This window comes from Variovorax durovernensis, from assembly GCF_977011995.1.
Genome location: NZ_CDRNCW010000001.1, coordinates 565,074 through 579,874, shown reverse-complemented (window position 1 = coordinate 579,874; position 14,801 = coordinate 565,074). Strand labels below are relative to the sequence as shown.

The 14,801-nt window shown below is 69.0% G+C and carries 11 protein-coding genes; 5 read left to right on the top strand and 6 right to left on the bottom strand.

The features are described from left to right. Window positions 1-5: 5 nt before the first annotated feature. Window positions 6-1,418 carry an aminotransferase family protein gene (locus tag ACWV14_RS02675; RefSeq protein ID WP_454902442.1) on the bottom strand — a complete coding sequence of 471 codons (1,413 nt, stop codon included), beginning with the start codon at window positions 1,416-1,418 and terminating at the stop codon, window positions 6-8. 101 nt (window positions 1,419-1,519) lie between these two features. Here ACWV14_RS02675 and ACWV14_RS02670 point away from each other — a divergent pair, with 101 nt between their 5' ends. Beyond that, entirely contained in the window at window positions 1,520-2,437 is a 918-nt protein-coding gene (locus tag ACWV14_RS02670; RefSeq protein WP_454902441.1) for a LysR substrate-binding domain-containing protein, read from the top strand. Between the two features lie 13 nt (window positions 2,438-2,450). On the opposite strand, the gene ACWV14_RS02665 is transcribed toward ACWV14_RS02670, so the two are convergent. Continuing rightward, window positions 2,451-4,154 (bottom strand): M14 family zinc carboxypeptidase, encoded by a 1,704-nt coding sequence (locus ACWV14_RS02665; RefSeq protein WP_454902440.1) that lies wholly within the window; start codon window positions 4,152-4,154, stop codon window positions 2,451-2,453. A 158-nt stretch (window positions 4,155-4,312) separates the two neighbouring features. Between ACWV14_RS02665 and ACWV14_RS02660 the strand changes: the two genes are divergently transcribed. Then, complete coding sequence (locus tag ACWV14_RS02660; protein ID WP_454902439.1) at window positions 4,313-5,026, top strand: YebC/PmpR family DNA-binding transcriptional regulator; 714 nt, start codon at window positions 4,313-4,315, stop codon at window positions 5,024-5,026. A gap of 19 nt (window positions 5,027-5,045) precedes the next feature. Beyond that, window positions 5,046-5,465 (top strand): GFA family protein, encoded by a 420-nt coding sequence (locus ACWV14_RS02655; RefSeq protein WP_454902438.1) that lies wholly within the window; start codon window positions 5,046-5,048, stop codon window positions 5,463-5,465. Between the two features lie 85 nt (window positions 5,466-5,550). Here the strand turns inward: ACWV14_RS02655 and ssb are convergent, their stop codons facing one another. After that, on the bottom strand, window positions 5,551-6,108 hold the full coding sequence (ssb, locus tag ACWV14_RS02650) for a single-stranded DNA-binding protein (RefSeq protein ID WP_081270734.1): 558 nt from the start codon (window positions 6,106-6,108) through the stop codon (window positions 5,551-5,553). A gap of 106 nt (window positions 6,109-6,214) precedes the next feature. Here ssb and ACWV14_RS02645 point away from each other — a divergent pair, with 106 nt between their 5' ends. Continuing rightward, the gene (locus ACWV14_RS02645; RefSeq protein ID WP_454902435.1) at window positions 6,215-7,597 is read left to right on the top strand and encodes a chloride channel protein; all 1,383 of its coding nucleotides are present in this window, start codon (window positions 6,215-6,217) and stop codon (window positions 7,595-7,597) included. A 49-nt stretch (window positions 7,598-7,646) separates the two neighbouring features. Continuing rightward, a complete protein-coding gene (gene uvrA, locus ACWV14_RS02640; protein ID WP_454902433.1) occupies window positions 7,647-10,745 on the top strand; it encodes an excinuclease ABC subunit UvrA in 3,099 nt (1,032 codons plus the stop codon). 19 nt (window positions 10,746-10,764) lie between these two features. Here uvrA and ACWV14_RS02635 read toward each other — a convergent pair whose 3' ends face one another. From ACWV14_RS02635 to ACWV14_RS02625, 3 genes are read right to left on the bottom strand one after another with little or no spacing between them, the layout of a single operon-like run. Further along, entirely contained in the window at window positions 10,765-11,520 is a 756-nt protein-coding gene (locus ACWV14_RS02635; protein ID WP_237678235.1) for a GntR family transcriptional regulator, read from the bottom strand. Continuing rightward, window positions 11,517-13,286 carry a glycerol-3-phosphate dehydrogenase/oxidase gene (locus ACWV14_RS02630; protein ID WP_454902431.1) on the bottom strand — a complete coding sequence of 590 codons (1,770 nt, stop codon included), beginning with the start codon at window positions 13,284-13,286 and terminating at the stop codon, window positions 11,517-11,519. Before ACWV14_RS02630 ends, ACWV14_RS02635 begins: the two co-directional genes overlap by 4 nt. Beyond that, window positions 13,283-14,770, bottom strand: a complete 1,488-nt coding sequence (locus ACWV14_RS02625) for an FGGY family carbohydrate kinase (protein WP_454902429.1) — start codon at window positions 14,768-14,770, stop codon at window positions 13,283-13,285. Before ACWV14_RS02625 ends, ACWV14_RS02630 begins: the two co-directional genes overlap by 4 nt. Window positions 14,771-14,801 lie beyond the last annotated feature (31 nt).

Below are 14,801 nucleotides of genomic sequence, written 5' to 3'. Positions count from 1 at the left end.
TGCCTTCATTGCACCGAGGTGGCCAGGCCCTTGGCCGCGATCTCGTCGGCCAGGCCGCGCAGCGAAAGCGCCAGCAGGTCGGCCAGTTCGTCGATCTCGGCGGGCGTGATGGTCAGCGGCGGCGTGATCATCTGGAAGTCGCCGAAGGCCCCCAGGTTCGCGCGCCGGTTGTACAGCGCGATGCCGTGCTTGAGCCCGTGTTCGGTGAGGCGCGCCGGTGCATTGAAGCTGACCGGCAGCTGCCGTTTCGTCGCCTTGTCGGCCACGATCTCGATGGCGGTGAATAGCCCCTTGCCGCGCACGTCGCCCACGATGGGTGAGCGCTCGGCCACTTCGCGCAGCCGGGCCATCAGCAGCTCGCCCATGTCGCGCGCGCGGCCGACCAGGTCTTGCCGGATCACCTCGCCGACCACCGCATTGGCCACGGCGCACGACAGCGGATTGGTGAAGTAGGTGTGGCCGTGCACGAAGCCGCCGCTGCCGGCCACGGCGTCGACGATGCGGTCGGGCGCCAGCAGCGCACCCAGCGGTGTGTAGCCCGCGGCCAGCCCCTTGGCCAGCGTGACCAGATCGGGTCGTGCCCCGGCCCAATGGTGCGCGGCCAGGAAGGCGCCGGTGCGGCCGGCGCCGCTCATGATCTCGTCGTAGATCAGCAGCACGCCGTGGCGGTCGCAGATCTGCCGCACGCGCTCGAAGTACGCTGCCGGCGACACCACAGCACCGGTCGACAGGCCGCCGATGGGCTCCAGGATGAAGGCCAGCACGGTGTCGGGGCCTTCGCGCACGATGGTGGCCTCCAGCTCGTCGGCGCAGGCCATCGCATGGCTCTCGACCGTGTGGCCATCGGGCACGCGGTACGACAGCGGCGCGGGCACCTTCGGCATCTCGCGCACCATCGGTCCGTAGATCGACTGCGTGTGCGCATCGCCCGTCACGGCCAGGGCACCGAGCGTGGAGCCGTGGTAGCTCGGGTTGCGCGAAATCACCTTGGCGCGGCGCGGCTGGCCGGAGACCACCGCATACTGCCGCGCCAGCTTGATGGCCGACTCGTTGGCCTCCGAGCCGCCGGAGACGAAGAAGGCCCGGTCGAAGCCCTCGCCCGCCAGCGCGCAGACACGGTCCGCCAGTTCGATGCTGTGCTCGCTCTCGAAGAAGCGCGGGTAGGCAAAGGTGACCTGCGCCGCCTGCGCCTGCATGGCCGCCAGCACCTGCGGGTTGCCGTGGCCTATGTTTGCGACCACCGCGCCGGCGGTGGCGTCGAGGAAGCGGCGACCGCCGGCATCCCACAGGTAGATGCCTTCGCCGCGCGCAATGCGCGGCGGCCGGGGCGAGCCCTTGGCGGCATAGAAGCCGAGCACGGAGCCGCCCTTGGGCGTGTCGCCCACGGTGCGGGCGGTGTCTTCGATCGTGGCGCTCATCGGGAAATATCCATTCGAATGTCTTGAACGGGCCCGACGATAGGCAGAGCCGGGCGACATGGGTAGACGTATGGGACGATGAAGTGCTATACGTCTGGCGCATGAAGAACACCCACGACCGGCTCGACCTGCTGGACACTTTCATCAAGATCGGCGAGAGCGGATCGCTCAGCAAGGCGGCACGCCTGCTCGGCACCACGCAGCCTACGGTGAGCCGCCGCCTGCTGGAACTGGAGCGGCTGCTGGGCTGCAAGCTGGCCATCCGCAACACCGCCAACTTCTCGCTCACCGACGAGGGCCGCTCGCTGCTGGCGGAGGCGCACGACCTCACCGACCGCTGGTCGGGCCTTTCGCAGCGGCTGCAGGGCGGGCAGAGCCGGCCCGAAGGCACGCTGCGCGTCATCGGCCCGTCGGGCTACGGCACCGGCTTCCTGACAGATGCGGTGACCGACCTGCGCGCGGCGCATCCGCAGTTGCGCGTCGAGCTCACGCTGACCGACCGGGTGGTCGACCTCGCGGCCTCGGGTGCCGAATGCTGGGTGTGCGTGGGCGAGGTACGCGACCCCGGGCTGGTGTGCCGTCCGCTCGGACGCATGGACCGCGTGCTGATCGCCACGCCCGAGCTGCTCAAGCGCATCGGCCCGGTCACGCTGGCCCGGCTGCCGCAGCTGCCATGCGTGGGACTGGCGCCCTACGTGACGGGCAACGTGCGCCTGATCGATCGTGGCGGGCGTTCGCGCATCGTGGCGCTGGATACGCCCATCCGCACCGACAGCCTGCTGGCAAGCTACCGCGCGGTGCTCAACGGCGCGGGCATCGGCGCGGCGGCGCCATGGATGTGCCACGAAGACGTGCAGGCCGGCCGCCTGAAGCGCGTGCTGCCGAACTGGTGGCTGGAGCCGGTCGGCGTGCATGTCGCGCTGCCGCCAGGGCTGTACCGGCCGGCGCGGGTCACCGCATTCGTGGAGGCATTGCGTGCGCGCATGCACGCGCTTCCGGGATTCCGGGCCGCGCAGTGACGCACGGCACGGCCTACATCAACGCCACCACCGGATACCGCCGCCACTCCAGCTCCGCATGCCGCTTGCCGTGCGCGAAGAGAAAGCCCAGCACCGCGCCCTGATCGGACAGCTTCGCGGGGTTCGCGGCCTTCCATTCTTCGAACCTGCGCTCGAGGTCCGGCTCGTCCTCGAGCATCTGCAGCGCGGTGTCTTCGAACACATAGGCGGAGAAGGCTTCCTTCTTCTCCAGCACGCTGTTGAAGAAGCCCCAGCGAAAGAAGCTGTCGTGGGCTTCTGGCTCCAGCGTCTCGACGGCATAGCGGGCATTGGGCTGGTCCAGCGGCACCCACATGTCGCCCGCGCGCGCCTGGAATGGCTCTGTGTGCGACGAGAGCACCACCCGGTCATGGAACATGTGGCCTTCGTAGGCGCCCGGGCGCGAGGCAACTTCCTGCACGCGGTACACACGAGCCGCGTCGATCAGCTGGTCGGCTTCCAGCCGCCGCATCGCGACGCCATTCCATTGCAGGCGCTCGATCACTTCGCGCCAGGCCTGGGGCACCAGGTAGGCCTTGGGCGCGGCGACCGCGATGTCTTCCACGCAGCGGTCGAAGTGAACGATGTCCTTCTCCCAGGGCTGGTTGCGGTCGTAGGCCAGCCTTTCGTAATTGCCGAGCTTGCTGGGCGTTCGCACGGCCTGGTAGCCCTTGAAACGCAGGCTGGCCGGGCGCTCATGGTCGTTGCGCCATGTCAGCGGCCAGCGCGCCTGATGCGCGGCGGCAGCCCGGGCATCGCCGCGCAGCGCCTGGATGCGCGCCGCGTTGGCCACGGTGAATGCCAGCACCACTTCGACCAGCGTGCGCATCGACGCCACGCGGTCGGCGAAGGGCTTGAGCATGTGGGTCTCGGGCATGAAGCCGATGGTGTGGTGCAGCGCGGCGTAGCCGGTGGAAAAGCGCGGCAGGTCGAGGAAGTCTTCGATGCCGTCGTCCGGCGTCTCGGCCAGCAGGTTCACGTAGGGGCAGGTCGGCCAGCCGCGCCGGTCCATGTCGCCGTAGATCGCGGGCAGCATGCGCTCGCGCAGGAAGTCGCCCAGCCCGCCGCCCAGCTTGTCGGGCTGCGTCGGGATCAGCGTCATGGTGCAGGCGTAGTCCGCGCCGTTGGAGGTGTGGGTGTCGACCATCACGTCCGGATCCCACGCGGTGAAGAACCGGTTGAACACCTGCGCGGCGAGGCTGTCGCACTTGATGAAGTCGCGATTCAGGTCAAGGTGCCGGCCGTTGCCGCGGAAGCCGAAGGACTCGGGTCCGAGCTGGTTCACGCGCGAGGTGGCCTGGCGGTTGATGCAGCCGTCCACGTTGTAGACGGGAATGAACAGGAACACCGTGTCGCCCAGCGCCGCCAGCCGCTCGGGCTGCAGGCAGAAGTCACGCACCAGCGCCATGCAGGCGTCGATGCCCTCGGGCTCGCCGGGGTGGATGCCGTTGTTGTTGAAGAACACCGGGCGGCGCTGCCGCTGCAGCGTCTCGCGGTCGAACACGCCGTCTGCCGTGACCACGCCGGCGTGCATCGGCGCGCCGGTGTCCGACAGGCCGATCTGCCGCCAATGCAGCACGCCGGGGAACTGCGCGGCGAGCCGCTCGTAGAAGGCGATGCATTCGGCCCAGGTGGCGGTCCGGTTGCCGTTGCCGGATTCGAAGGGCGTGGGGTACGGGGTGTCTTGTGCGGCGGTCATGAAAAAAGCTCCGTTCTTGCGGCAACGGCGCGGGAGCCGCTGCTGTTCACGGGCTTTTAGCACGGCCTCCGGCTACAGTAACGGCCCCAACCGGTCATCCAGCCCTTCTGCAGAGAGCCAGACACGGCCGCAAACACACACTCGAGAAGGAATCAGCCATGGGCGCCCAATGGAAAGCGAAACACAAGGACCTGGCAGCCAATGCCAAGGGCCGGTTGTTCGGCAAACTCGCCAAGGAAATCATGATGGCCGCGCGCAACGGCGCCGATCCGGCCGGCAACTCGCGTCTTCGTCTCGTGGTGGAACAGGCCCGCAAGGTCTCGATGCCCAAGGACACGCTCGACCGCGCCATCAAGAAAGGCGCCGGCCTCACCGGCGAGGCAGTGCATTTCGAGCACGTGATCTATGAAGGCTTCGCGCCGCACCGCGTGCCGGTGATGGTCGAGTGCCTGACCGACAACGTGAACCGCACCGCGCCTGAAATGCGCGTGCTGTTCCGCAAGGGCCAGTTGGGCACCTCTGGCTCGGTGTCGTGGGACTTCGACCACGTCGGCATGATCGAAGCCGAGCCCGCCAAGCCAGACGCCGACGCCGAAGTGGCCGCCATCGAGGCCGGCGCACAAGATTTCGAAACGGCCGAGGAAGGCAATTCCGTGGTCTTCCTGACCGACCCGACCGACCTCGACCTGGTGAGCCGCGCGCTGCCGGCCCAGGGCTTCACCGTGCTGTCGGCCAAGCTGGGCTACAAGCCCAAGAACCCGGTCGACCCGGCGAGCCTGAGCGCGGAAGACCTGGAGGAAGTCGAGACCTTCCTGGCGGCCATCGACGCGAACGACGACGTGCAGAACGTGTTCGTGGGGCTGGCGGGCTGACGCTTCGGCTGTGACCCGCATGCTTGCCGGCAGGTGCCTGTGCGGCGCCGTCCACTACGCGGTGGCAGATGAGTTCGGCTATGCGCTGAACTGCCACTGCGGCGACTGCCGCCGCGCCACCGGCTCGGCCTTCAAGCCCTTCGCGGGCATCGAGCGGCACAAGCTGTCGATCACCCGGGGCGAAGACCAATTGATGGTCCACGGAGAAAAGGACGCGGGCGACCTGCATTGCGGCAAGTGCGGATCGCTGCTCTTCTCGGTGGTGCGCGAAGGCCTGTTCGTGCACGTCACGCTGGGCACGCTGACGGACACGCCGCGCATTCGCCCGAGCGCGCACATCTTCGTCGGCTCGAAAGCGCCCTGGTTCACCATCACGGACGACCTGCCGCAGTACGAAGGCCATGTCGTGGACACGAGGCCGCACGGCGACCGGACCTGACTGGCGGGCAAAGAAAAAGGCCCCTGCCCGGAGAGAGCAGAGGCCTTGCGACGACGAAACCTCGTCAGGGCGCGTCAGGGACGAGTTAGAACGGAATATCGTCATCCATGTCGTCGAAGCCCGACGACGACTTGGCCGGCGCCTGGCGCGGAGCCGGTGCCGGAGCACGCGGAGCCGCCGCGGGTGCACGGGGTGCGTATCCGCCGCCACCGCCACCGCCGTTGCCGCCCTGCGAGTAACCGCCGCCGCCACCGCCTTGCGAGTAGCCGCCGTCGTCCTCGGGACCGCCCGACGGGCCGCCCTGGCCTTGACGGCTGCCGAGCATCTGCATCTGGTCGGCGCGGATTTCGGTGGTGTACTTTTCGATGCCGTCCTTGTCGGTCCACTTGCGCGTGCGCAGGCTTCCTTCGACATAGACCTGCGAACCCTTGCGCAGGTACTGGCCGGCGATTTCGGCCAGGCGGCCGTTGAAGACGATGCGGTGCCATTCGGTGGCTTCGCGCATTTCGCCGCTTTGCTTGTCTTTCCAGCGATCGGTGGTGGCCACTGTGACGTTCGCGACCTGATCGCCGCTCGGGAAGGTCCGCATTTCGGGGTCGCGCCCCAGGTTGCCGACGACGATGACTTTATTGACCGATGCCATATGCACTGCCCCTGATAAGTGGATAAAGGAGAAGGTTGAGAGGAACCCTCCATTGTGCCCGAAGGCCGGCAAGCCAAATACCCCGCCGGTGCCAGAATGCCCTCTCATGAACCGCGAACCCGATTTCCTCGAGCACCTGCGCGCCGAGCTGTCCAGCGGCCGCGTCTGGCTCGACCGGGCCATCGTGCTGGGCTACGCCATCGCGGCCGGGCTGTTCGTGGTGGGCTTCACGCTCGCCAGCGACTGGGTCTTCGGCCAGTTCCACCGCTTCTACCGCGCCTGGCCCTGGGCCGTGCTGCTGACGACGCCGCTGATCACGGCCGGCATCGTGTGGTTCACGCTGCGCTTCTTTCCCGGCGCGGGCGGCTCGGGCATTCCGCAGATCAAGGCGGCGCTGCACCCCGCCCTGCCGGAAGAGCGCCGCTTCTTCTTCGCCTCATTGCGGCTCACGGTCGCCAAGATCGGGCTGGGCGCGGCGGGTTTCGCGGCCGGGCTGTCGATCGGGCGCGAGGGGCCTTCCGTGCAGGTCGCGGCCGGGGTGATGCAGCACGCACGGCGCTGGCTCTCGCCCAACACCACCATCGACAGCCGCGCGCTGCTGGTGGCCGGCGGCGCGGCAGGCATCGCGGCGGCCTTCAATGCGCCGCTGGCGGGCGTGGTGTTTGCCATCGAGGAGCTCTCGGGCCGGCTCGAGGCGCGCTCCAGCGGCCTGATCATCACGGCCATCGTGCTGGCAGGCCTGGTGGCTGTATCGGCGTTCGGCAACACCAGCTACTTCGGCGTGATCCGCGTGCCCCGGCTGGGCTGGGACGCGCTCGGGCCCGGCCTGCTGGTCACGCTGCTCAGCGGCGCGGCCGGCGGGCTGTTCGCGCGGCTGCTGACAGCCTCGCTCACCGGCGCGCCGGGGCGCTTCAACCGCTGGCGGGCGCGTTTTCCGGTGCGGTTCGCGGCTGCCGGCGGGCTGGCGGTGGCCGTCATCGGGCTGGTCACGGGCGGCGTCACCTTCGGCGCGGGCTCCGAGGCGGTCAAGCAGATGCTGCAGGGCCATGACGAGCTGACGCCTCTCTATACGGTGCTCAAGTTCGTCGCCACCTGGCTCACGGCGTGGTGCGGCGTGCCGGGCGGCATCTTCGCGCCGGCGCTGTCCATCGGCGCGGGCATCGGCGACGCGGTGTCGCAGCTGGGCAGCAGCGAACTCGGCCCGGCGCTCATCGCGCTGGGCATGGCCGCCTTCCTTGCAGCGGTGACGCAGGCGCCGCTCACCGCCTTCATCATCGTGATGGAAATGGTCGACGGCCATTCGATGGTGCTGAGCCTGATGGCCGCGGCCATGCTGGCCAGCCTGGTCTCCCGCATGATCAGCCGCCCGCTGTACGACACCCTGGCCGAATACATGGTCGGGCGGGCCATCGGCGCCGCTGAACCGGTGCATCCGCCGCCGCCGCAAGCCCCCGCGCCCGGGGCGCCTGATCCCGCCCGCTCGCCATGAATTCTCCGGCGGTCTATCATGTCCGGTTGCCCTCGGACGATCGCCCCCTTTGAATTCCAAAGCCACTGAACTAGCCGCAGCAGAAGCCGCTGAAGCTGCAGAACGCGCCCGCGATGCGGAACGCGAACGCGACACCTACCTCGGCGCGGTGCTGGCGCAGCAGCGCATCAGCATCCGCGGCGCGCGCACCCACAACCTGAAGAACGTCGACCTCGACATTCCGCGCAACAAGCTGGTGGTCATCACCGGCCTGTCGGGCTCGGGCAAGTCGAGCCTGGCCTTCGACACGCTGTATGCAGAAGGGCAGCGGCGCTATGTGGAAAGCCTCTCGGCCTATGCGCGGCAGTTCCTGCAGCTCATGGACAAGCCCGATGTCGACGTGATCGAGGGCCTGTCGCCCGCCATCAGCATCGAGCAGAAGGCCACCAGCCACAACCCGCGCTCCACCGTGGGCACGGTGACCGAGATCCACGACTACCTGCGCCTGCTGTATGCCCGCGCCGGCACGCCCTACTGCCCCGACCACCACCTGCCGCTGCAGGCGCAGACCGTTTCGCAGATGGTCGACGCCACGCTCGCCCTGCCCGGCGAGCCGCGGCTGATGATCCTGGCGCCGGTGGCACGCGAGAAGAAAGGCGAGTTCCTCGAACTCTTCGCCGAGATGCAGGCGGCCGGCTACATCCGCTTCCGCGTCGACGGGCAAACCTACGAATACAACGACCTGCCCAAGCTCAAGAAGACCGAGAAGCACGACATCGACGTCGTCATCGACCGCCTGCGCGCTCGCCCCGACATGCAGCAGCGGCTGGCCGAGAGCTTCGAGGCCGCGCTGCGCCTGGCGGAAGGCCGCGCCATTGCGCTGGAGCTGGGCGCCGAAGGTGCGGCCGATAAGGAGCACCTGTTCAACGCCAAGTTCGCCTGCCCGATCTGCCACTACTCGCTGTCGGAGCTGGAGCCGCGCCTGTTCTCGTTCAACTCGCCGGTGGGCGCCTGCCCGAGCTGCGACGGCCTGGGCCACAGGGAAGTGTTCGACCCGGCGCGCGTGGTGGCCTTCCCCTCGCTGTCGCTGGCCAGCGGCGCGATCAAGGGCTGGGACCGCCGCAACGGCTACTACTTCAGCATGATCGAGAGCGTCGCCAAGCACTACAAGTTCGACGTCGACGCACCCTTCGAATCATTGCCGGCCTCGGTGCAGCAGGTGCTGCTGCACGGCTCGGCCGCCGAGGAGATCAAGTTCAACTACACCATGGAGTCGGGCAACTTCGCGGGCAAGAAGCTCACGAAGAAGCACCCTTTCGAGGGGATCATCCCGAACATGGCGCGGCGCTACCGCGAGACCGATTCGGTGATGGTGCGCGAAGACCTCGCGCGCTTTCGCAACCTGCAGCCCTGCCCCGACTGCGGCGGTTCGCGGCTGCGGCGCGAGGCGCGCAACGTGTTCCTGGTCGATGAATCGGCGCGTCCGGCCGACGGCGGCGAGCCGCCGCGCATGGCGATCTTCGAGCTCAGCCACCTCACCTTGCGCGATTCGCTGGCCTGGTTCCAGACGCTCAAGCTGCGCGGCGCCAAGGCCGACATCGCCGACAAGGTGGTGCGCGAAATCGGCCTGCGCCTGAAGTTCCTGAACGACGTGGGCTTGAACTACCTGAGCCTGGACCGCAGCGCCGAGACGCTCTCCGGCGGCGAGGCGCAGCGCATCCGCCTGGCGTCGCAGATCGGCTCGGGCCTCACCGGCGTGATGTACGTGCTCGACGAGCCCAGCATCGGCCTGCACCAGCGCGACAACGACCGCCTCATCGGCACGCTGAAGCACCTGCGCGACATCGGCAACAGCGTGATCGTGGTCGAGCACGACGAGGACATGATCCACGCCGCCGACCATGTGATCGACATGGGCCCCGGCGCCGGCGTGCACGGCGGCCGCGTGATGGCGCAGGGCACCTATGCCGAGGTGTCGGCCAACCCCGATTCGCTCACCGGCCAGTACCTGTCGGGCACGCGCAAGATCGAAGTGCCCAAGCGCCGCACCGCATGGCTGCCGGTGGTGAACAAGCCCGCGTTCAATGAAGGCAAGAAGCCCTCGCGCTTTCCGCAGAGCCCGGCCGCCGAGCGCCGCGCGGCGCGCGAGGCCGCCCACCTGGCCACGCAGACCGACCTGCAAGAGATTCGCGTGGTCGGCGCCACCGGCAACAACCTGAAGAACGTGAGCGTCGCCTTCCCGGTCGGCCTGCTGACCTGCGTGACGGGCGTGTCGGGCTCGGGCAAGTCGACGCTGGTGAACGACACGCTCTACACCGCCGTGGCGCGCACGCTGTACCGCGCGCATGAGGAACCGGCCGAACACGAGTCGGTCGAGGGCATCGAGTATTTCGACAAGGTCATCAACGTCGACCAGAGCCCCATCGGCCGCACGCCGCGCAGCAACCCGGCCACCTACACCGGCCTGTTCACGCCCATCCGCGAACTGATGGCAGAGACCAACACCGCGCGCGAGCGCGGCTACGGCCCGGGCCGCTTCAGCTTCAACGTGGCGGGCGGGCGCTGCGAAGCCTGCCAGGGCGACGGCGTGGTGAAGGTGGAGATGCACTTCCTGCCCGACGTGTATGTACCCTGCGAGGTATGCCACGGCCAGCGCTACAACCGCGAGACGCTGGAGGTGCTCTACAAGGGCAAGAACATCGCGCAGATCCTGGAGATGACGGTCGAGACCGCGCACGAGTTTTTGAAGGCCGTGCCGACCATCGAGCGCAAGCTGCGCACCCTGCTCGACGTGGGCCTGAGCTACATCAAGCTCGGCCAGTCGGCCACCACGCTGTCGGGCGGCGAGGCGCAGCGCGTGAAGCTCGCGCTGGAGCTGAGCAAGCGCGACACCGGCCGCACGCTCTACATCCTCGACGAGCCGACCACCGGCCTGCACTTCGCCGACATCGAACTGCTGCTGAAGGTGCTGCACCAGCTGCGCGACGCGGGCAACACCATCGTCGTGATCGAGCACAACCTCGACGTCATCAAGACGGCCGACTGGCTGATCGACATGGGGCCTGAAGGCGGCGCCGGCGGCGGCACGGTGGTGGGCGAAGGCACGCCGGAAGACATCGCGGCGAACGAGGCGAGCCACACCGGGCGGTATCTGAAGCGGCTGCTGTAGCGGCCTCTCCTCGTCACCCTCAGGTCGTTGTCTGCACGTGCAGGCGGCTGGTCTTGCAGCGGTGCAGCGCGCGGTAGTGCTCCAGCGGCCTGCCGTTCGCGCCGTAGGCGATCGACTCGATGCGCAGCAGCGGCTCCGGCGTGGGCAGGTTCAGCAACTGGCAGGTGTCGGCGTCGGGCAGCACCGCGTCGATCCAGCGTTCGGCGCGCACCAGGCGCAGGCCGTACTGGCGGCGCAGCACGTCGTACAGCGAGCGGTCGTCCAGCCGCGTGCGGTGCAGCCCCGGCGCCAGGTCGGCGGGCACCACGGTTTCCACCAGCAGGCGCAGCTCGCCGTCCACGCTGCGCAGGCGCTTGAGCGCCACCACCTGGGTGTCGTCGGTGAGCCCGAGCGAGGCCGCTTCCTGTTCCGTGGGCGCGCGCAGTTCCTGAGTGAGGATCTGCGTGCGCACCGAGCGGCCCTTGCGCTCCATCTCGTCGGAGAAACCGAGCACGGTCGAGACGAAATCTTCATCCCGCTCGCGTGCCGACACGAAAGCGCCGCGGCCCTTGATCTTGTAGATGAGATTGTTGCGCACCAGGTCGGCCAGCGCCTCGCGCACCACGATGCGCGAGATGCCGAACTGCTCGCCCAGCTCGGCTTCTGACGGCAGCTTGGCGCCGATGGGCAGCACGCCTTGCAGGATCTGCAGGCGCAGCGCGTCGCGAAACTGCGCCCACAAAGGCGATTCGGAGCCACGGTCGAGCACGGTCGAGATTTCGGTCGGAGAGTTCACGTCGAGGGTTGGCCCAGGGCCTGAGGAGTCGTCAATGATGCATCGAAAGGTGCGGGCGCATCGGTGGCCACCGGCGAAAGCCGCACGCCGTGGCGCTCGCGCAGGGCGGCGGAGCAGGCCAGCAGTTCGCGCCGCGCAAGGGCCGCGTCCCAGCCCAGTGCCTCGGCCGCGATGCCCGCCATTTCCGCCAGCGCCTCGCCTGTGACGAGGCCGCGAATCGCGAGCAAGGTCCGGCGGATCACGAGATCGTCGAGATGGATCACGCCCGTCTCGAGGCACAGGTAGGACAGCTCGGCAACGGAGTAGTCGGGCGCATGCTGCAGCGGCACGTCGCCCGATGCTCCGAGGCGCTGCGCCAGCGGCAGCGCCTTCGAGCCGTAGCGGCGCAGCAGCACCTGTGCGCGCGCACGGCCCAGGCCGGAGGCCGTGACCATGCGGTCGAGAAAGCGTTCAGTGGCCTGCGTATCGGCAGGCAGTTCCGCGCCACCGCCGATGGGCAGCAGCTCGGTCGATGCGGTGCGCGGGCGGCCCAGTTGCTGCAGCACTTCGTTTGTCGCCTCTTCGGCCAGCGCGCGGAAGGTCGTCCACTTGCCGCCGACCAGGCCGACGATTGGAATGTCGCGCGTGGCGTTGGGCAGGTCGACCACCACCGAGTGGTCGCGCGAGATCTGCCCCGGTTTGTCGGCGTCGGAGCGCGCGAGCGGACGCACGCCGACATAGGTGTACACCACGTTGCCGCGGCCGAACGAGAGGTTCGGGAATACCTCGGCCAACACCTCGAGCAGGTAGTCGACCTCGGCCGGCTCGGTGGCGATCTGGTCGGGGTCTTCCACCGGAATGTCGGTGGAGCCCACCAGCACGCGGTCGAGAAAGGGATAGACGATGCACACGCGCCCGTCCACCGCCTCGAAGTAGGCCATGCGCCCCTGCAGCGCATCGCGCAGCGCGGGATGGTCGAGCACCAGGTGCGAGCCCTTGGTGCCCATCACGCGCGAGCCCGCGCCGCCCAGCACCGCCGTGCTGCGGTCCAGCCACGCGCCGCTGGCGTTCACCACGGTGTCGGCCGTCACGCGCACCAGCGCGCCGGTGATCTCGTCGCGCAGGGTGAGGATGTTGCCCGCGCAGCCCATCACGCGGCAGTAGTTGGCGGCGGCCGAGCGCGGCTGGTCGCGGCAGGCGTCGCCGATGAGTTCCAGCACCAGCCATTCGGGGTGGCTGATCCACGCGTCGAAGAAGGTCGCGGTCCAGCGCACTGCCGCGCGGAACAGGCTGCGGTCGGCGGGCGGCACGCGGCTGATGCGGTGGTTGGGCATCACGCGCTGGCGGCGGCCCAGCAGGTCGTACAGGCGCAGGCCCGCCGCCACGGCCAGCAGGCCGCGCGTGCGTTGCGGCGGCGTGCGGCCGAAGAACTTGAGCGCGCTGCTCATGAGGCCGCCGAAGAAGCTCGACAGCGGCACCACCGTCTTCAGCGGCTGCACCAGGTGTGGCGCGTTGCGCAGCAGCAGGTTGCGCTCGCGCGTGGCCTCGGCCACCAGCGAGAAGCTGCCGTTCTCCAGGTAGCGCAGGCCGCCGTGGATCATGCGCGAAGGCGCGCTGCTGGCGCCCGCGCTGAAGTCGCCCTTGTCGACGATGAGGCAGTCGACGCGCTGCAGGCACAGGTCGCGGAACACGCCCACGCCATTGATGCCGGCGCCGACGATCACCGTCGAAAAATGGCGATCCGCCAGGGAAGCCGGACGCACGAAAGGCAGTTGCCAGGCGCTCATTGCTTGCCCCCGGCCAGATGTGAAAACACAGGAGACATGGTGTCGATCAGTTCGTTGAAGCCGGCCATGAAGTCGGCATGGGCGCGCGCCTGCGCGGCGTCGGGTTCGACCGTGTCGCAGGGCGCGAGCAAGGCGCTGTCTTGCCCGGCGTGGTCAATGCCTTGCGACATGGCGGCGTAGATGGCCGCGCCGCGCGCGCCGGTTTCGTCGTCGGCGCAGCGCTCGACCGGATGCGCCAGAAAGCCGGCCAGCAGGCGCACGAGGCGCGTGTCGCTCGCACCGCCGCCGAGCACGGTCGAGGCCGACACCGGCAGCCCGCAGGCCGCGAGCCGCGCCGTGTGGCGCGCGTGCAGCGCGGCCACCGCATCGACCACGGCGCGCGCCATGTCGCCGCGCGTGTGATGGCTCTTGAGGCCGACGAAGCCCGCCGTCACGCCGCCGCCGCCGTTCACGAACGGCAGGAAGCGCAGGCCGCCCGCGCCCAGCGGCACCGACATCGCCAGGTCGACCACGGCGCGCGAATCCGGCAGGCCCAGCACGCCGGCCAGCCATGCGATGTTGGCCATCGACGAGGGGCTGTTCTCCATGTAGAGCCGCTTGTCCCCGCGCCCGAAGTTCACGACCGCCGCCACGTCGGGCTTGGGCTCGATGACCGGTCCGATGACCGCGTTCACGCACCATGTGCCGAAGACAGACACCGCACGCTCGCGTCCTTCCGCGCAGATCGCGGTCATCGATGCGAGCAGGTCGATGGCGCCCATCGCCACGGGAATGCCGGCGGGCAGGCCGCACAGCGCGGCTTCGGCAGGCCGCAGCTTGCCGACGACCTCGCCGCTGGGCACCAGCGGACCGAAGGCACGCGGCCCGAGGTCAGCGATGCCCGATGCATCGAAGGCCGCCTGCGACCACGTGCCGGTAGCGATCGACACCAACCCGGCGGTGCTCGCATCGCTCGCGTCGGTCGCGATCTCGCCGGTCAGCAGGAAGCCGAGGTAATCCTTCGCGAACAGCAGCCGGCGCACCTCGCCGCGCTGCACGGCGTCCGTGCCCAGCAGCTCGGCCGCGATCACGGTGGGCTGGCCCGGCCAGGGCCTGCAGCCGACATCGGCGAACAGCGCGTCCCCGTGGCTCAGCGACAGCGAACGCGCACGCGCATCGGCACGCTGGTCGGTCGAGGCGACGGCCCTCGCGCCCACGAGTTCGTTGCGTGCATCCAGCGCATAGAGCCCCGCGCCATGGCCGGTGCAGCCGATGGCGCGGACCTCGGCCACGCGGTTGCCGAGCTGGTGGGCGACGTCGCGCAGCACGTGGGTCAGGGCGGAGCGGATGGCGGCCGCCCCCACTTCGCATCCCCCTCCGGGCAGCCGGTCGTGCGGCAGTGGCATGCGGGACAGGGCGACGGCCCGGCCGCTCCCGGCTTCGAGGGCCAGGGCTTTCAGGCTGCTCGACCCCATGTCGATGCCGATCAGTATTTTTGTCTTCATGTCATAACAGCTTCGGCGGAATAAAAGCGCA

Excerpts from the sequence above, each read along its gene's own strand:
- ACWV14_RS02645 (WP_454902435.1), top strand. The coding sequence starts at position 6,215 with ATGAACCGCGAACCCGATTTCCTCGAGCACCTGCGCGCCGAGCTGTCC.
- ACWV14_RS02655 (WP_454902438.1), top strand. The coding sequence starts at position 5,046 with ATGCTTGCCGGCAGGTGCCTGTGCGGCGCCGTCCACTACGCGGTGGCA.
- ACWV14_RS02665 (WP_454902440.1), bottom strand. The coding sequence starts at position 4,154 with ATGACCGCCGCACAAGACACCCCGTACCCCACGCCCTTCGAATCCGGC.
- ACWV14_RS02660 (WP_454902439.1), top strand. The coding sequence starts at position 4,313 with ATGGGCGCCCAATGGAAAGCGAAACACAAGGACCTGGCAGCCAATGCC.
- ACWV14_RS02630 (WP_454902431.1), bottom strand. The coding sequence starts at position 13,286 with ATGAGCGCCTGGCAACTGCCTTTCGTGCGTCCGGCTTCCCTGGCGGAT.
- ACWV14_RS02670 (WP_454902441.1), top strand. The coding sequence starts at position 1,520 with ATGAAGAACACCCACGACCGGCTCGACCTGCTGGACACTTTCATCAAG.
- ACWV14_RS02675 (WP_454902442.1), bottom strand. The coding sequence starts at position 1,418 with ATGAGCGCCACGATCGAAGACACCGCCCGCACCGTGGGCGACACGCCC.
- ssb (WP_081270734.1), bottom strand. The coding sequence starts at position 6,108 with ATGGCATCGGTCAATAAAGTCATCGTCGTCGGCAACCTGGGGCGCGAC.
- ACWV14_RS02625 (WP_454902429.1), bottom strand. The coding sequence starts at position 14,770 with ATGAAGACAAAAATACTGATCGGCATCGACATGGGGTCGAGCAGCCTG.